The organism is Brevibacterium sp. 50QC2O2, assembly GCF_024580675.1.
GTDB lineage: Bacteria > Actinomycetota > Actinomycetes > Actinomycetales > Brevibacteriaceae > Brevibacterium > Brevibacterium moorei.
Genome location: NZ_JANIJZ010000018.1, coordinates 35,697 through 59,048, shown reverse-complemented (window position 1 = coordinate 59,048; position 23,352 = coordinate 35,697). Strand labels below are relative to the sequence as shown.

Here is a 23,352-nt window from a genome sequence, read left to right as displayed (position 1 = left end):
GGTGATCTTTCTTCTGCGGGAATTGAACTCTAGACAAGTCCTATTTTCCCAGGTCAGAGGTCACCTTCACCTATTCATCCACACCCCGGACACCCCACACCATGAAAAACCCAGGCTAGCGACGCCCAACTGCGTCGGCACCGTCAGAAGCAGGGTGTCCGCCTCCTATATCATCGCGTCACCCGGCAGCTGTTCAACGAGGGCGTTTCGACTCGTTCGCATAGGACAGGCCGAACGCAGGCCGCGTCGTCAGGTCGATGTACGACATGTCCATGACAGGCGCCGCAACCCTGGAGGACGGCTCGGTCTTCACCTATGTGCTCCAGGAGTACAAGGACACGGACGAGGGCATGAACGTCAGCCTGCGGATCTGGTACCCGGCGGCTGCGCCGGCGGCCTACACCGAGGAGCACGCATACCACTACGCGGTGGAGTTCCGCAATGGAGCACGTCTGGCCGCAGCTCGACTGCACAGGTGATTTCCCACTCGATGTGGTGCCCCAGCATCGAGAGTCCGGTTCGTGCAGATCTGAGGGCTCAGATCTGCACGAACCGGACTCTCGATGACTCACCCGCTCAGCGAGTGTGCCCGGCCCGCACGGCCGCAATCAGCTCATCCACTGCCTCGGCCGGGGTGTCGAAGGCACACATGAGGCGCGCCGGCGATTCGTGCGTACCCTCCCCGTGGAAGTCGAAGCGCTCGCGCAGCGCCTCCACTTCGCCGGGGAGAACCGCGAACACCGCATTCGCCTCAACGGGATAGGCGAAGTCCACGCCCGGAATCCCGGACAGCCCCGTGTGCAGGCGCGCGGCCATCGCATTCGCGTGCGCCGCGTTGTCCCGCCACAGCTCGCCTTCGTACATGGCCAGCAGCTGGGCGGACACGAAGCGCAGTTTCGAGGCCAGCTGCAGGTGGCCCTTGCGCGACATCAGCACAGCGCGCGCCAACCAGTCCGGGGCGCCCGGCAGGACGACGACCGCCTCGGCGAACAAGGCGCCGTTCTTCGTCGCGCCCAGGCTCAACACATCCACTCCCACCTCGCTGGTCAACGCCGACAGGGACGCATCGAGGGCGGCGGCCGCATTGGCCAGGCGGGAGCCGTCCAGGTGCAGCAGCATCCCGTGGGCGTGCGCGGCATCGGCCAGCGCGGCGAGCTCGTCCGCCGTATACAGAGTGCCGCGCTCGGTGACATCGGCAATCGAGACCGTGGTGGGCTGGGCGTGGTGCTGATTGCCCAGGTCGGCGGCGGCCGCGGCGATATCGGCCGGGTGCAGCTTCCCATCGGCCGTATCGATCGGGATGAGCTTGAGGCCCGCCGCGTGCTCGGGGGCACCGGCCTCGTCGGTCATGGTGTGGGCTTCGGCGGGAACGACCACGGCACCCCACCGCGGCGTCGCCGAGGCCAGGGCCAGGACGTTCGCACCCGTGCCGGAAAGCACGGGGAAGGCATGGGTGCCCGCACCGAACAGGCGGGTCGCCACTGCGGAGAACTCTGCGGTATAGGGGTCCTCGCCGTAGGCGCCCACATGGCCGCCTGCCGCCAGGCTCAGCGCGGCGAGGACGTCCGGATGGGCTCCTGCGATGTTGTCGGAGGCGAATGAGATGCGATGCTGATCGTGAAGTGTGCGCACGACCGCAACTGTAGCGAACCCCGCGTGGGTGTCCGTGCTCCCGCCCACCGGTCACGCGGCCATGTTCTCGATCGGCTGCCAGCAGATCCCGGACTACCAGCGCCCCACCTGGCCCTCCGGCCCCATCCCGCAGCAGGCGCATCTGGACTTCTACGTCCCCTCCGTGGCCGAGGCCGTGCCCCGCGCCGTGGCCGCCGGCGCCGTGCCCCATGAGTTCCAGCCCAGCAGGGACGGTCAATTCGTCGTCCTGCTCGACCCAGCCGGCCATCCCTTCTGCCTGTGCGAGGAGTGACGAGCGGATTAATCCATCGGCCTCAGCCGACCTCGCGCTGGATCCGGTTCAAAATCATGTCCATCGCCACCAGGTTGTAGCCGCCGTCGGGGATGATGAGGTCCGCCTTGCGCTTGGAGGGCTCCACATAGAGTTCGTGCATCGGTTTGACGGTCTCCAGGTACTGTTTCTCCACCGACTTCAGGGACCGGCCACGTTCGACCACATCACGCTTGATCCGGCGCATGATGCGGACATCGGCGTCCGTGTCGACGAACAGTTTGATGTCCAGCTGCCGGCAGATCTCCGGTTCGGCGAAGATCAGGATGCCCTCGACGATGAGCACCCTGGCCGGTTCGACGAACACCGTCTTATCCGAGCGGTTGTGCTGGGCGAAGTCGTAGACGGGGCAGTCCACCGCCATGCCGTCCTTCAGCGCGCACAGGTGTTCGACGAACAGGTCGTTGTCGAAGGCCTCCGGTGCGTCGTAGTTGACCAGCGCCCGCTGGTCCATCGGCACGCCGTCCTGCCGTTTGTAGTAATTGTCGTGGTAGAGCACGGCGGGCGAACCCCCGCACTTGTCCACCAGCGCATTCGTCAATGTGGTCTTCCCACTCCCGGTGCCGCCGGCCACACCCACCACAAGAGTCTTCATAGGAGTCAATTCTATGAGTTCCCGCGCCTGGACCCTCCAAAGGTCCGCCGATTCAACCAAAAAACCTTGACACGTACTCTTGTGCCAAGGTAGTGACATAGGCCATAATTGATGGTGAAACCAACACGTAGATCTGGGACAGCGTTGTGCCCACGGATACTCACCGATGGGACGGTAACGCGATGAGACTCGAATCGGAGGACTGGCCGGGCAACCCGGAGCTCGCCTGGCTGATGGCCGCCCAGGACGTGGACACCACGCCGAATGACGCACTGGCTTCCTGCACCCGCCCAGGCACGGCCTCGGCCCGGTGCAACGGCACGGACTGTGGGGACACGGCCACCGCCACCCTGCACGGTCCGGGGCTGCCGGAACCGGCCGAACTGACCCACGACGACCTCGAAGAACCGCCGGTACTGCGCCGCCTGGCCCGCGCGGCCTCCCTGCCCCTGTTGAACGGACTGGTCCGCGTGGCCACTTCCGGGCCCCGCGAACGCCGGCTGCAGGCGGCGCGTTCGGGAATCCTGTGCAGCGTCCACCCCAGCGATCTGGGCATCGGCGATGCGGACGGCTACTACACGCGCAGCACCCACGTGCTCATCGCCACGGACATCCCGGTCCCGCGCGCGCTGCGACTACTGGCCGCCTTCGACCGCTGGATCGGTGGAATGGACGCCGATGCCCGCGTCTACGCCAGCTCGGTGTGGAACTGGTCGGGGCCCGGCACCCTGGCCTACGGCTCACAGGAGATCTTCGGCCCGGAGGCCGCCGGTGCCTTCCTGGTCAGCGGTTCACTCGAATCCTCCTGGGCCTCGCTGGCACTGGACGCACAGACCGACCCGATGGATGCGCCCTTCCGCCGGGGGCCGGTGATCGGACTGCGGGAACGCCCGAGCAAGTAGTCCATATTTCGGTCCGTACCCCCTCCATGCCCTATACTGGTTCTCCAGTGATGTGCTTCACAGCGTTGTGATAGGAGGTCGCAGGCCCTTGCATCTGAATACCGGCACCCACGCCACCATCGCCGCGGGCAACCCGCGGACTGCCTCTAACGCGGTCGGCCGCCGCTCGTTGAAATCTTCGGCCTGGCTGGCCGATGCCCGCCGCTTCGAGGACCCGAGCAGGTTCATGCGCGAATCCCGCAATGCCCATGCCCAGGCGTTCAGCGGCCGCGACCAGTCCCTCATCGACTCCGAGGTAATGGCCGCCTGGCAGCGCTCCACCGCCGCGGGGCTGACCCCCGATCTATGCCAGCCCGAACATGTGCTGGCCGCGGGCGAACTCCACGACCGCCGGCTTGAACACCCCCTGGCCGCCGTGGCCAAGGACATCGTCGGCGCCCTGGCCGACGAATCCGCTGCCGGCCGCCACCTGGTGATCCTGACCGACGCCGCAGGCCAGGTGCTGTGGCGTGCCGGTAGCCCATGGGCCCTGCGCCGCGGCGACAGAGTCGCCCTGGCCGAGGGCGCCGACTGGTCGGAATCCGGCTTCGGCACGAATGCGATCAGCCAGGTGGTCGTGATGAACGAGGCCGTGAACATGATGTCGGGCGAACACTATGTACGGGCCCTGCACGAATGGTTCTGCACCGCCTCACCGCTGCGCGACGACCAGGGCAGGCTGCTCGGAGTGCTCGACATCTCGATCCCCACGCGCTTCGCCTCCAATGAGCTGCGCACCCTGGTCAAGAGCGGCGTGCGCCTGGCCGAAACCCTGCTCAACCTGCGCGTCGAGCAGGTGGGCACTCCGGCCAGCCGGAACGATTTCGTCAGCACCGCGGTCGCCGTCTCACCACCGACCGCACCCGGCGGCGGTCCGCACGTCGGTGCTGCGCCAGGGGACACCGACACCGCGTCCAACACCGCTGAGTCGCACAGTGGGATCGGACTGATCCGGCTGCTGAGCTACAAGCCCGAGGTCGTCTGCTGCGATGGCACGCGCATCCCACTGACGCGCCGGCGGGCGGAGCTGCTGGCGCTGCTGGCCAGCCGCGAGGCGTGGACCGCGCAGGCCCTGGCCCATGCTCTCTATGGCGAATCGGGGTCGCCCACCACTGTGCGCGGCGAGGTCCGGCGACTCAAACAATCCACAGGCCTGGACATCGATTCGAACCCATATGCGCTCAGCGATGAGCACCGCCAGGTGGTCGATTTCCTGCGCCCCGGTGCGGAACTCGAGCGACTCCTGCCCGATTCCGAGGTCGAGGCGATCGCCGACCTGCGCTGGGGGTGAGCACCGAGAGTTCGCCCCTCGGCAGGTCGGGCGCAACCCCTCATTCACGCAGTCCTGAGTGAATGAGGGGGTGACTCACAGAGAACCTACAGACGCACAGCCCACCCGCCCGACTACGACCCGCCGACGCCTGGGCGCCGCCCTGGCCGCCGCAGCGCTGCTCGCCACCCCGGCGTTCTCCCCCACTCTCCTGGCCGTTCCGGCACAGGCTGCCGGGACCTCGGCCACGGCGCCGGCGGCCACAAAGGCCCAGGACCTGGTGCTGCAGAACGGCTCCACCGACTCCCAGCGACTGCTGTCCTGGCAAACGGACGATCCGGCCGAACTCGGAGTGCGCTGGGCCAAGAAGGCGGATCTGGTCGACGGGAGGCTGCCGGAGTCCGCGCAGACGGCGCAACAGACGGAACAGGGCGAGGCGGTCGACGGCCGCCACTTCCACCAAGCAGCCTTGAACGGGCTGGACACGGACGCGCAATACTCCTATCAGGTGGGCAGCGATGAGGCCGGCTGGTCCGATGTCCACTCCTTCGGCACCTCGGTCACCGGTGACTTCAATGTCTACGGCGATCCGCAGATCGGTTCGAGTGGCGATGTCGACTCCGACGCCACCGGCTGGAAGCGGACCCTGCAGGCCTCCCTGCGGACGAACCCCGAGGCCTCCTTCCTCTACACCCTGGGCGACCAGGTGGAGCACAAGGACAACCAGGCGGAGTTCGCGGCCTACCTGGCGCCCGAGCAGAGCCGCACGCTGCCCCAGGCCACGACCCTGGGCAACCACGAGGCCGGGTCGAAGGCCTACAGCGACCACTTCAACCGCCCGAACGTCAGCGCCGACCACGGCCAGAACGTTAAGGGCACCGGCGGTGACTACTGGTTCATCAGCAATGACGTCCTGTTCGTGAACTTCAACGCCAACGCCAGTTCGGAAGACGATATCGCCGAGCACAAGGACTTCCTCGATAAGGTCGTGAAACAGCAGGGCGACAAGGCCCGCTGGACGGCGGTGGTGTTCCACAAGGCCCCCTATTCGACGGCCAATCACCTCGACGATGACGATGTGATGCGCTTCCGCGCTGCCTTCCCCGCGGCCTTCTCCGCCAACGACGTGGACCTCGTGCTCGGTGGGCACGACCACGTCTACTCGCGCACCCACCTGCTCAACGGCTCAGGCTCACCGGCGGACGAGGCCGCGGATGGCGAGTCGATCGTGGACAAGCGGCCGGACGCCTCGGCTCCGGTGGAATTGGACAAGGACTCGGGCGAATCGCTGTATTACACGCTGACCTCCAGCTCTGGGTCGAAGTTCTACGATATGTACACCGATGAGCAGATGGACGAGGCGGGCTTCCCGCGGGACAATATCGCTGCCGCCGAGCAGACCCGCACACCCGGCTACCTCAACGTCAAGGCGACGTGCGAGGCCCTGACCCTGACCTCGCGCTCGGTCGATGCGGCGGGTGCGGACTCGGTCGTGGAAACCGTGAAGCTGGCCAAGGACGCGGGCGACTGCCAGGGCGGGGAGCCCAGTGAGGAGCCCACTGCCGAGCCCAGCGAGGTACCCAGCACTGCACCCGCGGAAACCCCGAGCGCACAGCCGGGTCAGACCTCGACCCCGGAGCAGCCTACGGGCGAGCCGGGAGCCGGAGCCGGCGGCGGCGATGCCAACGGCGGCGCGGGCACGGATCCCGGTGCAGGCGGTGCCCCCGGGGCCGGGTCGCTGCCGCGCACGGGTGTGCAGATCGGCACTGCCCTGGGAATCGCCGGCCTGCTGGTGGCCGGCGGCGGACTGGCCCTGGTGCTGGCCCGCAAGCGCCGCGGCTGACCGCGCGCTGCAGCGGGGGCCGGACTGAGTAGCCTGGAAGCATGACAGACACGACTGAGTTCTGGCCCCTGCAGGTGGGCAGCCAGACCATCGACATCCCCCTGGTGAAGATCGATGACGAGCTGACCATCGCCCTGCTGATGACCATCGATGCCGGGGTGGCGTTCAACGAGACCGCCGGCCGCGAGCTGGCCGACAAGCTGCGGGACTTCGAACCCGAGATCATCGTCTCGGCCGCCACCCTGGGCATTCCCGTGGCCATCGAGGTCTCGCGCGCGCTGGGCCTCGACCAGTACCTCATCCTGCAGAAGACCCGCAAGCACCATCTGCGCGACAGCCCCAGCGTGGAGCTGACGTCGATCACCTCGGCGAACACCCAGAGCCTGATGCTCGACAAGCGGCGCGTCCCGGCGGTGGCCGGGCGCCGTGTGGTGTTCGTCGACGACGTCATCTCCACCGGCGGTTCCACCAACGCCGCACTGCGCCTGCTCGACCAGGTGGGGGCGAACGTCGTGGGGATCGGCGCCTTCGCACTCGAGGGCGATGCGTGGAAGACGGCCCTGGGCGAACGCGCGGGCCTGGTACGCGCTCTGGGGCAGATCCCCAGCTTCACCTCGGTCGAACAGGCCGTGGCCCAGCGGGATTCCGCGGACCGCTGAGCCCGTCTCAGGCCGCCCGGCGCCGCTCCAGCAGGGGGCGCACCCCGAAGTTGATTAGCGGGTGCAGCACGAGCAGCATGATGGTCGAGACCATCATGGGGCTGGTCAGGATGCTCGACACCGACTCCGGCAGCCCCTCGGCAACCCCCGCGGGGATCGCCTGCAGCCCGACGGGCACGGTGAAGCACAGTGCGGCGACCAGCAGGTTCAGGTTGTCCCACTTCACCACGGCCAGCTGCTGCACCCCGGAGAAGGCGATGATGCCGAAGAGCACCGTCGCCGCCCCGTACATCGCCGGCGTCGGCAGACTGGCGAGGAACAGGGCGACCGGCGGCAGGAAGGACACGACGATCGCGATGACGCCCGCGGTCGCCGTGACGACGCGGCTGGCGATACCGGTCACACGCAGCACGCCGACGTTCTCGGGGTAGGACGTCGTGCCGATGCCGCCGAACAGACCGCCGATCGACGAGCCGATGAACTCCACGAACAGGCCGCGATTGGCCCGGTCGACATCGATCCTCTCCCCGCCGATCCGGCCCAGCAGGCTGTAGACGCCCATCGACTCCGAGGCGGCCTGCAGGAAGCCGACCATCATCAGCGGCACCAGCGCCCACTCCAGCTTGAATCCGAACGGCAGCAGGTGCGGCGGGCCGAGAACCAGCGTGCCGGACAGATCGGGCAGCTGCCAGACGCCGAGCACCGCGGCGACGATCGCGCCGACGGCGATCCCCCACAGGACGGCGGCGGTCTTGATGATGGTCTTGCCACCGAAGATCATGCACAGGGCCACGACCACGATCGTCACGATCCCCGTTGCCAGCGCCGCTCCCAACGGCATGCCGGCCGAATCCGTGAACCAGCCGCCCACGCCGATCTGCGCCAGCTGCGCACCCAGCACCAGGAACATCGTGCCGAATACCAGCGGATTGCCGACGAATTGGGCGATGTGCCCGTAGAGTCCCAGGCGTTTGAGTGGGAAGGCCAGCACAGCCGACAGCAGGCCGGCGACGACCATCGATCCGAAGGCCGCATCCAGCCCGAAGGCCGAACCGCCGGCGATGAGTGCGACCAGCAGGGCCGCGGTGGGGCCCTGGACGATCGGCAGTTTGAGTACCTTGGTCGAGGACAGCAGCGTGACCAGGCCGGTCAGCAGGAAGCAGCCCTGGATCAGGAAGGAGGTCTGGACATTGTCCAAGTGCAGGCCCGCACCCAGGGAGATCGGGAAGACCCACAGTCCGTTGAGTGCGAGCAGGTGCTGTCCGCCCAGGGGAATGGCCCTGCCGATGGAGTAGTGCTGGTCGAAGCCGACGGCCAGGGGTTGGTCGGCCGTCCGCTGACCGGGTTCGTTGTCTGGATTGTTCACCGGGTTTGTCACAGTGCTGGTCACGGGGAAACCCTACACGGCCGATGTTTCCACAGGGATAATACGGGACGCCGGAGCCGATTTCCTGTATATTAAAAGTCACGAACATACGTTCGGTAAGCGTAAAGCCCGTAAGCATGACCACGGCGACGAGGCCGTGGCGACAGGAAGGTGAAGCCCCTCATGGACAACCCCCTCAAGGCGATGCCGGTGGTCCCCGACGTCGAAACCCTCGACCTGCGACCCACCGAGCGCGGCCTCGAACTGCGCGAGAAGCTGGTCGCCTTCATGCACGAATGCGTCTTCCCCGCAGAAGCCGAATACCACAAGTACCGGGCCGCGAAGGGCCCCACCGACTCCTCCGTGCCCCCGGTCGTCGAAGCGCTCAAGGACGAGGCGAAGGAACGCGGGCTGTGGAACCTGTTCCTGCCCAGCGAGTCCGGGATCGGGCAGCTGGACTACGCCTCCCTGGCCGAGATCAGCGGCTGGTCGAACGACCTGGCACCGGAGGCCATGAACTGCCAGGCACCGGATACCGGCAATATGGAACTCCTCCACATGTTCGCCACCGAGGAACAGAGCGCGCAGTGGCTCACGCCCCTGCTCGCAGGCGAGATCCGCTCCGGGTTCTCCATGACGGAGCCCGCCGTGGCATCCTCGGACGCCACGAACATCGAAACCACCATCACCCGCGAGGGCGATGAGTACGTCATCAACGGCCGCAAGTGGTTCACCTCGGGCGCTGCCGATCCGCGCTGCAAGATCCTCATCGTCATGGGCAAGACCGATGTCACCGCCGAACGCCACAAGCAGCAGTCGATGATCCTGGTCCCGATGGACACCCCGGGTGTCCGCCTGGTGCGCGACGTGCCGGTGATGGGCCATTACGACCAGCACGGCCACTGCGAGATCGCCTATGAGAACGTCCGAGTGCCGGCGTCCAACCTGCTGGGCGAGGAGGGCTCCGGCTTCGCGCTGGCCCAGGCCCGGCTGGGGCCCGGGCGCATCCACCACTGCATGCGCGCCCTGGGTGCGGCCGAACGTGCCATGCAATTGCTCATCACCCGCGCGCAGGACCGAGTGGCCTTCGGCCAGCCGCTGATCGAGCAGGGCATGGTGCAGGCAGACATCGCCGAGGCCCGGATCGCCATCGATCAGGCCCGCCTGCTGTGCCAGTACGCCGCCAAGACGATCGACGTGCACGGGAACAAGGCCGCAGCCTCGCTGATCTCGGCCGCGAAGGTCGCCGTGCCGCGCGCGGCGCTCAAGGTCATCGACCGCGCCATCCAGATCCACGGTGGTGCCGGCGTCACCGATGACACGCCGCTGGCCTCGATGTACGGCTGGCAGCGCGCCATGCGGATCTTCGACGGCCCCGACGAGGTCCACCTGCGCACGATCGCCCGCCGCGAGGCCCGGGCGGTCGCAGCCACCCGCGGCTGAGGCCTCGGGCCCCGGGGACGGTATCCCCGGAGCCCGTTCCCGCAGCGCGGGCTAGAGGTTGTTCAGCAGATCATCGGAATCATTGAGCCAGGCGTCCTTCGTGGGCGCCTGGCTCGTTTTCCCCTGCGCCCCTGGCCCGCCCCGGCGCGGCGCCAGGGCCCCCAGCTCGGCGAGCAGCTCGGCCTCGGCGTCCTGCAGCCGGACCACGCGTTCGGCCACATCGTCGTCCGCCGGCACCCCGCGGCGCTTGACCATCTGCGCGATATGGCCCAGTAACGAGGTGTCGTCGTCGGCCAGCCGCGCCCGGCCGGCCTGGATCTGCCCGCGCACCACCTCGAGCTTCCAGCGCAGCAGGGTGAAGCGTTCGCGCGCTGCCAGGTCCATCGCCTCCCACACCTGGGAGGTCACGGTGTCCTTGCCGCCGAACAGCGACACGGGTTGGCAGGCGAAGACGATGTCCCCGGCCCGGTCGACCAACAGGGCGCCGCGCCTGTCGCCGGAGCCGGTGTCGTCGACGGCGTCGATGAAACTCGTGTACTCGAACATGCCACCATTGTGCCGCACCGGCCCGAGCCGGTCCGCTGCGCCGACGTGGCTAGGGGCGGATCCGGGCCAGTTCCCGCCCTGGCTGCACCTCGTCCCCGGCGCCGAGGTCGGCCAGAGAGACCGTCCCGCTCGCCGGGGCTGCCACCTGGCACTCCATCTTCATGGCCTCGACCACCGCGATCTCATCGCCGGCGGCGACCTGCGCGCCATCGGCCACGCTGAAGCGCACGAGGGTGCCGGCGAATCCACAGGTCACGGGCGTTCCATCGGCCGGGGCGGCCGAGTGCGGAGCGGGGCTCGGGGCTTCCGGGGCCGAGGCGGCGGCCGGCCCTGCGAGCAGCTCGGCGGGAACCCGCACACGGTGGGCCCGGCCGTCGATTTCCACGGTGAAGGCGCGGAGGTCGGGATAGCTTTCGGGGGCCTCGGCGGCATATGCACCGCCGGCGGGCCCCGCAGCAGAACCCGCGGTACCCAGCCGGTACTCCTCCTCGATCCAGCCGGTGTGCACGGGGCCCGAGGCGAAGTCGGGTGCGCGCACGATGTCGCGGTGGAAGGGCAGAACGGTGCGCACGCCCTCGATCACGATCTCGTCCAGGGCGGCCCGCGCGCGGCGCAGCGCCACCGCACGACTCGGACCCCAGACGATCAGCTTGGCCAGCAGCGAATCGTAGGAACTCGGCACCACGGTGCCCGTGCACACGCCCGCGTCCACCCGCACGCCCGGCCCCGTCGGCGCCTCGAACCGGGTCACCGTCCCGGGTGCGGGGACGAAGCCGTGATCCACGTCCTCGGCGTTGATGCGGAACTCGAATGCGTGGCCGCGGGCGCGGCCCCGCTCCGCCTGCGCCTCGGCGGCCAGGACCTCCGGTGAGAGTTCCAAGCCGGCCGCGATCCGGAACTGTTCGGCCACAATGTCGACCCTGGTGACGGCCTCGGTCACGGGATGTTCGACCTGCACGCGGGTGTTGACCTCGAGGAAGGACACGGTGCCGTCGGCGGCCACCAGGAATTCCGCCGTGCCCGCACCCGTGTAGCCCGCCCGCTCGCACAGCCGGCGCGCACCGGAGACGATCGCGTGTTCCTGCTTGGCGCTCAGGCCCGGTGCCGGGGCCTCCTCGACCAGTTTCTGATTGCGCCGCTGCAGGGAGCAGTCGCGGGTGCCGATGACGGCGACCCGCCCGTGGGCATCCGCCAGGATCTGGGCCTCGACGTGGCGGGGGCGGACCAGGAACTTCTCCACGAAGCACTCGCCGCGGCCGAAGGCCGCCTGTGCCTCGCGCACCGCCGAACCATAGGCCTGTTCCACCTGGTCCAGGGCGTTCACGACCTTGAGTCCGCGGCCGCCTCCGCCGTGCGCGGCCTTGATGGCGATCGGCAGGCCGTGGGCCAGCGCGAACTCGTGGGCGTCCTCCCAGCCGGCGACCGGGCCGGGGGTACCCGGCGCCAAGGGGACCCCGACCTCAGCGGCCATGGCCCGGGCCGTGACCTTGTCGCCCAGGGCCTCAATGACCGGGGCGGACGGACCGATCCACCGCAACCCGGCCGCTGTGACGGCGCGCGCGAAGTCCGCGTTCTCGGACAGGAAGCCGTAGCCGGGGTGCACGCAGTCCGCGCCGGAGCTCGTGGCGATGGCCAGCAGCGCGGACATGTTCAGGTAGGTGTCGGCCGCGCGCACCCCGGGCAGGCGGTGCGCCTCATCGGCCAGCCGCACGTGCGGGGCGTCCGCGTCGGCGTCTGAATACACCGCGATCGAGCGCAGCCCCAGATCCCTGGCAGCCCGGATGATCCGCATCGCGATCTCCCCGCGGTTGGCGATGAGCACGGCGGTCAGTGCCCTGGTGGGCGCCGAGGCGAGCGCTGCGATGTCGGGTGCTTGCGGGTCTGGCACAGTCATGGCCGTCCTTCCGGGATGGGCTGCAGGGTGTCGGGGTCGACCAGGGCGAAGTGGACCTGGGCGCCGGGCGGCACCTGGGCCGCAGGGTCGAGGTCGGCGGCGACGAGGGTGGCGATGACCGGATAGCCGCCGGTCACGGGGTGATCGGCCAGGAACACCACGGGTGCGCCGGCCGGTGGCACCTGGATGGAGCCGGCGACCATGCCCTCGCTGGCGAGTTCACCGCTGTCCGGGCGACGGCGGATTGGGCCGGCCGCGGTTGTTTCCGGGGCGGTGCCGTCTGCCTCCAGGCGCAGGCCGATCCGGTTCGACTGCTGGGTCACCCGCCAGCGGGTCCGGGCGAACCGGGCGAGTTCACCGGCGGCGAACCAGTCCGCACGCGGGCCTGCGACACAGCGCAGGACGGTGGTCTGATCGCCCGCCTCGTCTGTTCCCGCGGTTCCCCTCACGGACCCCAGAGGATCGACGGAACCCGCAACGGACAGGATCGGCCCGCAGGCCGCGCCGGACAGCGCGTTCAGTTCGGCTCCGGCCCGCACCGGCGCGGGCCCCAGGCCGGAGAGCACATCGCTGGCCGCCGAGCCCAGGGATGCGGGTGCCGCGAATCCCCCGCGCACCGCCAGATAGGACCGCAGTCCGTGGGCGGCCGCGGACAGGGTCAGCTCCTCGCCCGTCCGCAGTAGGAACGGCGAGTCCAGGGCCACCCGACGCGCCGGCGCTGCGGCGGTGCGCACCAACGATAGCTCCACCCGGGCCCCGGTGATGGCCACAACGCAGTCATCCAGGGCGCGCAGGTGCAGACCGCCGATGTTCTCGAGCACCACGGCCCCGGCAGGTCGGAGGGACCGGGCCCCGCCCGCATTGCCAACCAGGTCGTTCGCGCGCCAGGCGGCACCCCGGTCGGCCGCGCCCGAGGTAGTCACGCCCATATCCCCACGCCCGGGCCGCCCGGCGTCCTGGAACAGGGTCAGCAGTCCGGCGTCGAGGACCTCGAACACGGGATGTGCGTGGGGAACTGGATCTGCTTGGTCTGCGCCCGGTTCAACGGGCTCGACTGACGGAGGTCCAGCGTCCTCGGTGCCGGTTCCCCCTGCCACCGTTTCAATCCGCTCGGGCACGGCGCGGTAGCGCACCCGGTCTCCGGGGACGATGAGCGCGGGGCCGCCGTGGTCCCTGCCGGCTCCGGACCGTCCGGTCTCGTCCCACAGTGGGGCGTCCGTGTGCCCGATGAGCTGCCAGCCACCGGGGCTGGAGCGCGGATAAGCCGCGGAGAAGCGCCCGGCCAGGCCCACGGAACCCGGTGGCACCGCGGTGCGCGGGGAGGACCTGCGCGGAACATTCCAGACCGGACCAGCCGACCCGGAGTCCGTGAGGAAGCGCTCGGGCACGCAATAGGCGAACCCGGGTGCGAAGCCGCCGAAGGCCGCAATCCAGGTCTCGGCGGTGTGCGCGGTGATGAGCGCCTCGGATGACAGGCCCAGCAGTTCTGCGGCAGCGGCGAGGTCCGGGCCGGTGTAGACCACGTCGAGCACGACCTCGCGCGTCCTCTGCGGGCCGGCGGGGACCTCGGCTGCGGCGGGGGCTCGGACGGAGTCGGCAGAGGCCTCATCGCGCAGCCGGGCCGCCAGCAGGCCCTGGGCCCGTGCGGCGGCTCGTGCCGAGTCCAGGACGAGCAACACGGTGGCGGCAGCGGCGACCACATCGACCTGCCCGGACACGGGTGCGGCGCGCAACGCAGCGGACAGTTCCAGCACCCGCCGTAGCACGGCACTCGTTTCCCCGGAGCCGTCTGTGGCACCACCGAGATCCACCAGCAGTGCCCGGTCCCCGACCCGGCGCACCCGCCCCGCATTTTCTACCCTCAGTCCCATAACACCCCTGAAACCGGCACCGCCATAGGACTGAAAGTACAGAATGCGACGGCACTCATACGAACCTCTGCACCTGCACGCCGGCCTCCTGCAGGGACGCGACGATGCGGCGGGCCAGTTCGACCGCTCCGGGCGAGTCCCCGTGGACGCACAGGGATTCGGCCTCCATGCGCAGCGGGCTGCCGTCGCGCGCGATGATCGTCCCGGTGCGCGCCAATTCGACGACGCGGGCGGCCACAGCGTCCGGATCGGCGATCACCGCGTCCGGCTCGCTGCGGGAGACCAGTGTGCCGTCCGGGTTGTAGTTGCGGTCCGCGAAGGCCTCACCGACGGTGCGCAGGCCCGCCGCGGCCGCCCGTTCGATCGCGATCGAGCCGGGCAGCAGGAGCAGCGGCAGGTCACCGCCGAAGGCCTTGACCCCGTCGACCACGGCCTGGGCCTGCACCGGATCGTGCACGATGCGGTTGTACAGCGCACCGTGTGGTTTGACGTAGGCAACGCGGGTTCCGGCGGACCGGGCCAGGGCTTCCAGGGCACCGATCTGGTAGAGAACCTCGTCGGCCAGTTCCGCCGGGGCGTAGTCGATGAAGCGGCGACCGAAGCCGGCCTGATCGTGATAGCCCACATGCGCTCCCACGCTGACATTCCGGGCGACGGCCGCGCGCAGGGTCGCGGCGATCCCGTGCGGGTCCCCGGCGTGAAAGCCGCAGGCGACGTTCGCGGAGCTGACCACCCGGATGATCGCGGCGTCGTCACTGACGGGATTGCCCGCGGTGGTCTCGCCCAGATCGGAGTTCACATCGATGCTGACCATGGCGCCAGCCTACCGGGGTGGTGGCCTCAGAGCCCGGACGGACTCTGAGGCCACTCGGTTACTTCCCCAGGGCCTCCTTGGCCGAGGCGATGAAGCGATCGAGCAGCTCGTTCAGGATCGGCCGCGGCAGACCCTGATTCAGGCGCACGTGCTTGGCACCCACAGCACCGCACAGTTCCCCGTCCGTGAAGGCGATGCCGGCGTGTTCCAGGAAGTACTCCTGCACATTGCCATCGATCCCCAGCGCCGAGCAGTCGATCCAGCCCAGGTAGGTGCCAGAGGGCTTGATGTAGACGACCTCCGGCAGCTCCTCGGACAGACGCTGGGCGACGAGGTCACGGTTGCCCTGCAGATAGTCCTTCGTGGCCGCCAACCAGTCCAGGCCCTTGGTGTAGGCGGCGGTGCCTGCCATAATGCCCGGATTCGAAGCCCCATGGGAGGTGAACACGCACTTCTTCTGCCACAGCGCCAGGTCCTCGTCATTGGAGAACAGGATCTGCGCGCACTTCAGGCCCGGAGTGTTGAACGACTTCGAGTGGCTGGTCGCGGTGATCGTGTGCGCTGCTGTGTCCGCGTTGACCGTCGCATAGGGCACGTGCTCGGCACCGTCATAGACAAGGGGCGCGTGAATCTCATCGGAGAACACCCGGCCGCCGTGCTTGGCGACGATCGCGGCGATCTGCTCCATCTCCTCGCGGGTGTAGACCTTGCCGATCGGATTGTGCGGATTGCACATGATGAGCACACCGCCGGACGTCCCATCGGGACCGCCGGTCGCCATCGCCGCATCCAGGGCCGCGAAGTCGAAGTCCCAGCGGTCGGCCGCGTCATTGCGGTGCAGCGGGACCTCGACGATTTCCCGGTCGTGCATCCCCGGCAGGGTCATGAAGGGCATATAGGCAGGGGTGGGCAGGATGACCTTCCCGCCGGCGGGCGCGAACACGTCGAGAACGGCCCCCAGGCCGGAGAGCACATCGGAGATCGTGTCCACATGGTCGGCCGCGATGTTCCAGCCGTAGCGCTGGGCGTAGAATCCGGCGGTCGCCTCGCGCAGGGCGGTGACGATGTCCGCCGGCGGGTAGCCGTAGAGGTCGCGGGCGTCGAGGTCTTTGAGGACCTGGCGGATGGGCTCGGCCACGCCGTAGTCCATTTCCGCGACGAAGGCGCCGATCTTGCCGGGATACGTGCTCCACTTGGTGGAGGCCTTCTCCTCCAGGCTGGCGCGGGTGATGGAATCGTATGCAGCGGTTGTATCCGCCATGTGCGGGTTCTCCTTGGTGCTTGTCGTGTCGTGTATCACTGTCATTGTGTCAGCCGCCCCCATCAGCCGAGCATGCGCATCGCATAGCGGACGAAGAACTCGACACCCAGGGGCAGGACATCCTCGTCGATGTCGAATTTGGCGTGGTGATGGTAGAACTGTTCGACGCCCTCGCGTTCCACACCCAGGTGGGCCAGGAAGCCCGGGAACTCGTGGACGAACAGCGAATAGTTCTCCGAGGCGAGGATATGGGGCGCCTGAACGCCCATCAACCGGTCGCCCATCTCGTCGAGCACGTCCACCGCCTCGTCGACACAGGCCTCCGTATTGACCACGGCCAGACCGCCGCGCAGGAAGTCCAGGTCGACCTCCACATCCCAGGCGGCCGCCGTGTGTTCGACGACTCGCTTGATCCCAGCCAGCAGGTTCTCCCGGACCTGCGGGTCGAAGTGCCGGATCGCACCCTGGATGAAGGCGGTATCGGGGAACACATTGCCGGCTGTGCCGGCCGTGATCTGCCCGATGTGCAGCACTCCGGAATCCAGTGGGGAGACCACGTTCGACGGCAGAGCGGACAGCTCCAGGACCATCTGGCATGCGGGCTTGATCGGGTCCTTGGCCAGGTCGGGGCGCGATCCGTGCCCGCCCACCCCGTGCACCGTGATCGTGAAGCCGTCCGCCCCTGCCATCACCGGCCCTGGTTTGAGCGATACGGCGCCCGAGGCGACATCGGCCCACAGGTGGTAGCCGATCGCCTCGGTCACCCCGCCCTGCTCCTTCAGATAGTCGATGATCGGCTGAGCGCCCCGGCCGATCTCCTCGGCCGTCTGGAAGCACAGGTAGACGGCTCCGTGCAGTTGGGATTCCGCTGCCTTGAGCAGTTTCGCCTCGCCCAACAACATGGTGACGTGACCGTCGTGGCCACAGGCGTGCATATGCCCATTGGTCGCGGCGAACGGCAGGCCGGTCTCCTCGACCACCGGCAGGCCATCCATATCCGCGCGGATCGCCAGGTTCTTCTCGCCGCGCTGCCCGATCTGGCCGACCAGCGAGCCCTCGCCCACCTCGACCACGGGGATGTCGAGCTCGGCCAGGATTTCCTTGATCCGCGCAGGCGTCCATACTTCCTCCAGGCCCCGTTCAGGGTGCTGATGGAACTCCCGGCGCCAGGCCACCAGCTGCGGGGTGATCTCCTGGGTCGCGGCCAATACATCCATGTTCATACTCCTTCTTCGTGTTTCAATCGGTCATCGGGCTCAATCGGTCATAGGGAAGTGACACGCCACCGTGTGGCCCGCCTCGGGTGGGCCCACCGGAATGCTGGGTGGGATCACATCCGCGCAGACCTGTTGGGCCAGTGGGCAGCGGGTCCGGAACGCACAGCCCGAGGGCGGATTCACCGGGTTCGGTGGCTCCCCCTTGAGCAGGATCCGCTCCCGTTTGGCCGCCGGATCCGGGATCGGCGAGGCCGCGCGCAACGCCCGGGCATAGGGGTGGGCCGGTGCCGCGAAGAAAGCGTCGACGGGCGCCGTCTCCACGATCCGCCCCAGGTACATCACAGCGACCCGGTGGGCCATCTGGCGCACGATCGGCAGGCCGTGGGCGATGAACAGATAGGAGACGCCGATCTCCCTCTGCAGGTCCATCATGAGGTTGGCGACCTGCGCCTGCACGGACACATCCAGAGCAGACAGGGCCTCATCGGCCAGGATCAGGCTGGGATTCAGGGCGATCGCACGGGCGATCCCAACGCGCTGCCGCTGCCCGCCGGACAGGGCTCGGGGCCGTGCCGCGGCGCGGCCGACATCCAACCCGACCTTCTCGATGAGCTCGGCAACCCTGGTCTCCAGCTCCCGCCCCCGCATGTGCCCGAACACCTTGAGGGGTTCGGCAACTGCATCGCCGACCTTCTTGCGCGGATTGAGCGAGCCGTAGGGGTCCTGGAACACGATCTGCATATCGGGGCGCAGCGAGCGCAGGCGCTTCTCCGGGGTGTGCGAGATGTCCTGGCCCTTGAACTCGACGCTGCCCAGGGTGGGCTCGGTCATCCGCAGAGCCACCCGTCCCAGGGTGGACTTGCCGGAGCCCGATTCCCCCACCAGCGCGACGGTCTCCCCTTTGTACACGTCCAGCGAGGCATCGTTGACCGCGTACAACTGAGCCGGTTTGGAAAACGGCTTGGCCGGGTCCTTGAGTTCGAAGATCTTCGAGACGTTCTTCACCCGCAGCACCGGTTCGCCGCTGACCCCGCCGTCCGTTTCACGTGAAACGGCATCCGCCGGGACCCGGCCGCCGCTTGCTTCCGCTGTCGTCGTCATGGTCGGTCCTTTCAGCGTGCACCGGCCGCGGCCGGCTCCAGGTTCAGCGGGTTGAAGCAGGAAGCGTAACCGGAGCCCATCCGCCGGCGCTCGGGGACCTCGGCCGCGCATTCGTCCGTGGCGAACGGGCAGCGCGGGTGGAAGGAGCAACCCGTCGGCAGGTTCGAGGGATCGGGGACCGAACCCTCGATCGCCGGCAGCCGCTCCGGCTTCTCGCCGGTCAGCGGCGGAATGCACGACAACAGGCCCGAGGTGTAGGGGTGGTGGGCTGCCGTGAAGACCTCGGACGGCGCCGCGTCCTCGACCACGCGGCCGGCGTACATGACGACCACTCGGTCGGCCAGTTCCGCGGCCACGCCCATATCGTGGGTGACCAGCAGCACTGACATGTCCGTCTCGTCCCGCAGCTCCTCGATCAGGCTGAGGATCTGCGCCTGGATCGTCACGTCCAGGGCGGTAGTCGGTTCGTCCGCGATGAGGAGTTTCGGTTTGGCGGCCAGCGCCTGGGCGATCATCACGCGCTGGCACATACCGCCGGACAGTTGATGCGGATAGCTGCGCAGCACGCGCGGGCCGTCGTGGATGCCGACCTTGGCCAGCAGTTCCACCAGCTGCTCCCTATCGGCCCTCTTCGACTTGCGCGGGCCCAGGCGGCGCAGGGCCTCGGTCAGCTGGGTCTCGATGGTGAAGACCGGGTCCAGGGAACTCAGCGGTTCCTGGAAGACCATCGCGATGTCCCTCCCCCGCAGGCCTGCGCTGGTCTTGCCGCCGGCGGCGATCTCCGCTCCGTCGAACACGATCGACCCGTCGACCCGGATGTCATCGTCCTGTTGCAGCAGGCCCATGATGGTCCGCGCGGTGACGGACTTGCCGGAACCGGATTCGCCCACCAGGCAGACGATCTCACCCGGGCGGATCTGGAAGGTGGCCTCGCGGATCAGCGGCAGTCGTTTGACGCCGTTGTCCAGGGTCACGCGGACATCGTCCAACTTGAGCAGCGGAGCGGATGCGGGTGCGCCGGAAGGTGCATTCATGGTCTTAGCCTTTCTCCATTGCGTCGCTGACGGAGTCGCCGATCAGGCTCACCGCGATCACGGTGATCGTCAGGGCCACGCCGGAAAAGGTGCTGATCCACCAGGCAGCGGACAGATAGGGCTGGCCCATCGCCAGCAGTTGCCCCCAGTCCGGGATGTCGGAGCGCGGGCCCAGACCCAGGAAGGACAGCGAGGCCGCCGCCACGATCGATACGCCCACGGTCACCGTCGCCAGGACCACGATCGGGGCGACGGCATTGGGTAGGACGTGGCCGAAGATGATCCTCCGGTTGGAGAACCCCGAGGCCCTGGCCGCTTCGATGTAGAGCTTCGAGCGCACCGCGATCGTCTGTCCGCGCATCACGCGGGCGAACTGCGGGATCGCCGCGATCCCCACCGCCAGGATCAGGTTCCCGGTGGTCGCGCCCAGGGCAGCGGTGATGATGAGGGCCATGAGCACGCCTGGGAAGGACATCAGGATATCCAGCACGCGGCCGATGACCATATCGACGACTCCACCCACATAGCCCGCTGCCAGGCCGATGACCGTACCGATCACCAGCCCGATGGCGGTGGCCGCCAGGCCGATGATGATCGCGGTGCGCGCACCGTAGATCAGCAGCGTGAGCACGCTGCGCCCATACTGATCGGTACCCAGCAGGCCACCGACCCCCGGTGCCAACAGGACATTGTCCGGGTCCAGGTCCAGCGGATTTCCGCGGGTCAGCAACCCGGGGACCAACGCGGCCAGGACGACCAGGACGATCCAGGCATAGGACAGGACGAGGAAGATCTTGTTGACGGAGATCTTGCCGATCCGCTTGTGTCCCTGGCCGGCGGCGGAGACCCCGACGGGTGCGGTGGGCGTTGAGATGGCCACGGTAATCCCTTTCCTTCGTGCCTCAGTTGGATGTCGCGGTCTTGACCCGCGGGTCGATGACCGCATAGGACAGGTCGACCAGGATGTTGATCAGGATGTAGATGACGGCGATGACGAGCACCACTGCCTGGATGACGGGGAAGTCACTGGATGCCACGCCCTGGACCAACATCTGGCCCAGGCCCTGCCGGGAGAACACCGCTTCCACGATGACCGCGCCGGCGACCAGGTTGCCCAGCTGCAGGCCCACGATCGTCACGGTGGGGATGATGGCGTTGCGCAGCACGTGCTTGACGACGATCGCGCCCATCGACAGGCCCTTGGCGTGCAGGGCGGTCACAAAGTTCTCCCCCAGCACGTCCACCACGGAATTGCGGACCAATCTGGCCACGGTGCCCGCTGCGGACAGCCCCAGTGCGATGGCCGGCAGCACCAGGGTGTTGAAACCATCGGAGCCCGTGGCCGGGAACCACCCCAGGCCGAAGGCGAACACGACGATGAGCAACAGTCCAACCCAGAAGGACGGCATAGACGTGTTGAGCAGGGAGATGACGCGGATGACCGAGTCCACCCACGACCCCTTGAACATCGCGGCCAGGGAACCCAGGATGATGCCGATCAGGGCGGAGACCACTGCCGCCGACAGGGCCAGCGCCAGGGTGGGCAGAATCTGGCCGAGCAGCAGATCGGCCACCGGCAACCTGGTGGCGTAGCTCAGGCCGAGGTCACCCTTGAAGATCCCGCCGACGAATACCAGATATTGCAACCACAGGGGCTTGTCGAGGCCGAACTGCTGCCGCAGCTCCGCTTCGACCTCCGGGGTCGACTGACCGCCGGCCAACAGCACGGTGACGGGATCGCCCGCCAGAACGCGCAGGACCAGGAACAGCACCAGGGTGACGCCGATGAGCGTGGGTATCGCCGCGACCAGGCGGCGCACGGTGAGCATCAACATGATCAGTTATCTCCGTCCGCGGGTTCGACCCCATAGAAGCTGGGATATGCCTCGGCATCGAACGTCAGGCCTTTGATCCCCTTGGTCGCCACCGTGTACGTGGGCACATAGATCGGCAGCGCATATGCCCGGTCGAGCGCGTACTTCAGAATTCCCCGGTAGATCTCCGTGCGCTTGGACTCGTCCGGTTCGGTCTGTGCCGCCTGCAGCTTGTCGTCCAGGTCGTCGACCTTGGAGATGTTCATGGCGTACTTCTCCGCGGTCGGGATGTTCTCCGATCCGTACAGGGTGCTGAGCACATTGGCACTGGCATTGACCAGGCTCAGCCCGTAGATGTCGTACTTGCCCGCCTGCACATAGGCCGGCGCCTCCGCGGTCTGGATCATGCCGCTCTTGACCTCGAAGCCCACCTTTTTCGCATAGCTGTAGACGAACTGGGCCACATCCTGGCGTTTCTCCCGGTTGGGAGCGACGTCATTGGTGTGAATGGTCAGGCGCTTGCCGTCTTTGACCCGTACCCCGTCCGGCCCCGGCTTCCAGCCGGCCTCGTCCAGCAGCTTCTTGGCACCCTCCGGATCATAGGAGATGGTCCCCTGCAGGGAGTCATCGAATCCACCGGTGGTCGGGGAGATCGCCTCGATCGCCGTATCGTAGACGCCGAAGTACAGCGCCTTGTTGATACTGGGAACGTTGACCGACTTGACGAAGGCCTGCCGGACCTTCACATCCTTGAAGAGGTCGCGCTTGGTATTCAGGTGCAGCTGGTAGGGCGCCCCGGACTGGGCCTTCGCGAAGAACTCCAGTGATGGATCCTGTTGCAGGGTGCCGGCATCGGTCTCCGGAATATTGCCGATCGCATCCACGCCTCCGGAACGCAACGAGCCCACGCGGACCGTAGGGTCGGTGATGATCTGGAAGATCAGCTTCTTGATCTTCGGCGGCCCCGTGTGCGCGGAGGTGGGCGGGCCCCAGTTGTAATCCGGATTCGCCTTGAGGACCAGCTGGTTCTTCACGGTGTAGCTGTCGAACATGAAGGGGCCGCTGCCCACCGGATGGAAATTGAACTGATCACCGTACTTCTTCACAGCCGTCGGCGAGGTGATCGACAGGAAGGGCGAAGTCAGGTATTCGAAGAACGGGCTATAGGCGCGCTTGAAGTCCACCTCGAACTTCAGTTTGCCGTGAGTCTTGCAGGACTCATAGGGGCCCAGGAGCGAGATCGCATAGCGGGAACCCGCTTTGGGATCGGTGATCCGATCGAAGTTGTCGCAGACCGCCTGGGCGTCCAAATCAGTGCCGTCGTGGAACTTCACCCCGTCGCGCAGAGTGAAGGTGAACCGTTTACCGCCGTCCAGCTGCGCGAACTCGGTGGCCAGCCAGCCGACGATCTTCCCCTTGTCGTCCTTGGCCAGCAGATTGTCATAGATCTGCCTGGCAGCCCGTGCATCCTGCGCCTGCGGGGTGGTGTTGGGGTCCAGCCCCAGGAAGTCCGTGTCGATCGCGTAGGTGACCGTATCGGGATCATCGGAGTCCGAACCCGCCGAACCGCAGGCGCTCAGGCCCAGGACCAGGGCCGTGAGACCGGCTGTCAGTGCGGCCAGGCGACGCATGCGGATGCCCATGCATTCCTCCGTGCAGTTCTAGGAGACGTGCATCACAAGTGTGATGTGCGACTCAGATTAGCACGAAGTCTCAACTC

The 23,352-nt window shown here is 67.7% G+C and carries 21 protein-coding genes; 7 read left to right on the top strand and 14 right to left on the bottom strand.

Features of this window, described 5'->3' with window-relative positions:
- The first annotated feature begins 272 nt into the window (after positions 1-272).
- Positions 273-479, top strand: coding sequence for a hypothetical protein (locus NQ038_RS13145; RefSeq protein ID WP_257062773.1), 207 nt, complete (start codon positions 273-275; stop codon positions 477-479).
- A gap of 97 nt (positions 480-576) precedes the next feature.
- On the opposite strand, the gene NQ038_RS13140 is transcribed toward NQ038_RS13145, so the two are convergent.
- Positions 577-1,632 carry a beta-eliminating lyase-related protein gene (locus NQ038_RS13140; RefSeq protein ID WP_257062772.1) on the bottom strand — a complete coding sequence of 352 codons (1,056 nt, stop codon included), beginning with the start codon at positions 1,630-1,632 and terminating at the stop codon, positions 577-579.
- A gap of 28 nt (positions 1,633-1,660) precedes the next feature.
- On the opposite strand from NQ038_RS13140, the gene NQ038_RS13135 reads away from it, so the two are divergent.
- A complete protein-coding gene (locus NQ038_RS13135; RefSeq protein WP_257062771.1) occupies positions 1,661-1,924 on the top strand; it encodes a VOC family protein in 264 nt (87 codons plus the stop codon).
- Between the two features lie 22 nt (positions 1,925-1,946).
- On the opposite strand, the gene udk is transcribed toward NQ038_RS13135, so the two are convergent.
- Positions 1,947-2,558: a uridine kinase gene (gene udk, locus NQ038_RS13130; protein WP_257057026.1), complete on the bottom strand. Its 612-nt coding sequence runs from the start codon at positions 2,556-2,558 to the stop codon at positions 1,947-1,949.
- Between the two features lie 182 nt (positions 2,559-2,740).
- Here udk and NQ038_RS13125 point away from each other — a divergent pair, with 182 nt between their 5' ends.
- The 4 genes from NQ038_RS13125 (at position 2,741) to NQ038_RS13110 (ending at position 7,271) form a co-directional block, all read left to right on the top strand.
- Positions 2,741-3,460 (top strand): hypothetical protein, encoded by a 720-nt coding sequence (locus NQ038_RS13125; RefSeq protein WP_257062770.1) that lies wholly within the window; start codon positions 2,741-2,743, stop codon positions 3,458-3,460.
- Between the two features lie 88 nt (positions 3,461-3,548).
- A complete protein-coding gene (locus NQ038_RS13120; protein ID WP_257048391.1) occupies positions 3,549-4,790 on the top strand; it encodes a helix-turn-helix domain-containing protein in 1,242 nt (413 codons plus the stop codon).
- Positions 4,791-4,860: 70 nt separating this feature from the next.
- Positions 4,861-6,612, top strand: a complete 1,752-nt coding sequence (locus NQ038_RS13115; RefSeq protein ID WP_257062769.1) for a metallophosphoesterase — start codon at positions 4,861-4,863, stop codon at positions 6,610-6,612.
- Between the two features lie 41 nt (positions 6,613-6,653).
- Positions 6,654-7,271, top strand: a complete 618-nt coding sequence (locus NQ038_RS13110; RefSeq protein WP_257057028.1) for a phosphoribosyltransferase family protein — start codon at positions 6,654-6,656, stop codon at positions 7,269-7,271.
- Between the two features lie 7 nt (positions 7,272-7,278).
- Here NQ038_RS13110 and NQ038_RS13105 read toward each other — a convergent pair whose 3' ends face one another.
- Complete coding sequence (locus NQ038_RS13105; RefSeq protein WP_257048386.1) at positions 7,279-8,661, bottom strand: solute carrier family 23 protein; 1,383 nt, start codon at positions 8,659-8,661, stop codon at positions 7,279-7,281.
- Positions 8,662-8,820: 159 nt separating this feature from the next.
- Here NQ038_RS13105 and NQ038_RS13100 point away from each other — a divergent pair, with 159 nt between their 5' ends.
- Complete coding sequence (locus NQ038_RS13100; RefSeq protein WP_257057029.1) at positions 8,821-10,080, top strand: acyl-CoA dehydrogenase family protein; 1,260 nt, start codon at positions 8,821-8,823, stop codon at positions 10,078-10,080.
- Positions 10,081-10,131: 51 nt separating this feature from the next.
- Here NQ038_RS13100 and NQ038_RS13095 read toward each other — a convergent pair whose 3' ends face one another.
- The 11 genes from NQ038_RS13095 to NQ038_RS13045 form a co-directional block, all read right to left on the bottom strand.
- Positions 10,132-10,626, bottom strand: coding sequence for a hypothetical protein (locus tag NQ038_RS13095; protein ID WP_257048382.1), 495 nt, complete (start codon positions 10,624-10,626; stop codon positions 10,132-10,134).
- 49 nt (positions 10,627-10,675) lie between these two features.
- On the bottom strand, positions 10,676-12,520 hold the full coding sequence (locus NQ038_RS13090) for a biotin carboxylase N-terminal domain-containing protein (protein WP_257057030.1): 1,845 nt from the start codon (positions 12,518-12,520) through the stop codon (positions 10,676-10,678).
- The gene (locus NQ038_RS13085; RefSeq protein WP_257057031.1) at positions 12,517-14,391 is read right to left on the bottom strand and encodes a carboxyltransferase domain-containing protein; all 1,875 of its coding nucleotides are present in this window, start codon (positions 14,389-14,391) and stop codon (positions 12,517-12,519) included. Before NQ038_RS13085 ends, NQ038_RS13090 begins: the two co-directional genes overlap by 4 nt.
- A 55-nt stretch (positions 14,392-14,446) precedes the next feature.
- On the bottom strand, positions 14,447-15,205 hold the full coding sequence (locus NQ038_RS13080) for a LamB/YcsF family protein (RefSeq protein WP_257048377.1): 759 nt from the start codon (positions 15,203-15,205) through the stop codon (positions 14,447-14,449).
- A 58-nt stretch (positions 15,206-15,263) separates the two neighbouring features.
- Positions 15,264-16,466, bottom strand: a complete 1,203-nt coding sequence (locus NQ038_RS13075) for a MalY/PatB family protein (RefSeq protein ID WP_257062768.1) — start codon at positions 16,464-16,466, stop codon at positions 15,264-15,266.
- Between the two features lie 62 nt (positions 16,467-16,528).
- The gene (locus NQ038_RS13070; RefSeq protein ID WP_257062767.1) at positions 16,529-17,683 is read right to left on the bottom strand and encodes a M20 family metallopeptidase; all 1,155 of its coding nucleotides are present in this window, start codon (positions 17,681-17,683) and stop codon (positions 16,529-16,531) included.
- A 39-nt stretch (positions 17,684-17,722) separates the two neighbouring features.
- Positions 17,723-18,784: an ABC transporter ATP-binding protein gene (locus tag NQ038_RS13065; RefSeq protein ID WP_257057036.1), complete on the bottom strand. Its 1,062-nt coding sequence runs from the start codon at positions 18,782-18,784 to the stop codon at positions 17,723-17,725.
- 11 nt (positions 18,785-18,795) lie between these two features.
- A complete protein-coding gene (locus NQ038_RS13060; RefSeq protein ID WP_257048373.1) occupies positions 18,796-19,818 on the bottom strand; it encodes an ABC transporter ATP-binding protein in 1,023 nt (340 codons plus the stop codon).
- Between the two features lie 4 nt (positions 19,819-19,822).
- Positions 19,823-20,698, bottom strand: coding sequence for an ABC transporter permease (locus NQ038_RS13055; protein ID WP_257062766.1), 876 nt, complete (start codon positions 20,696-20,698; stop codon positions 19,823-19,825).
- A 22-nt stretch (positions 20,699-20,720) separates the two neighbouring features.
- Positions 20,721-21,653: an ABC transporter permease gene (locus tag NQ038_RS13050; RefSeq protein ID WP_257062765.1), complete on the bottom strand. Its 933-nt coding sequence runs from the start codon at positions 21,651-21,653 to the stop codon at positions 20,721-20,723.
- A gap of 2 nt (positions 21,654-21,655) precedes the next feature.
- Positions 21,656-23,275 carry an ABC transporter substrate-binding protein gene (locus tag NQ038_RS13045; RefSeq protein ID WP_257062764.1) on the bottom strand — a complete coding sequence of 540 codons (1,620 nt, stop codon included), beginning with the start codon at positions 23,273-23,275 and terminating at the stop codon, positions 21,656-21,658.
- Positions 23,276-23,352: the final 77 nt, after the last annotated feature.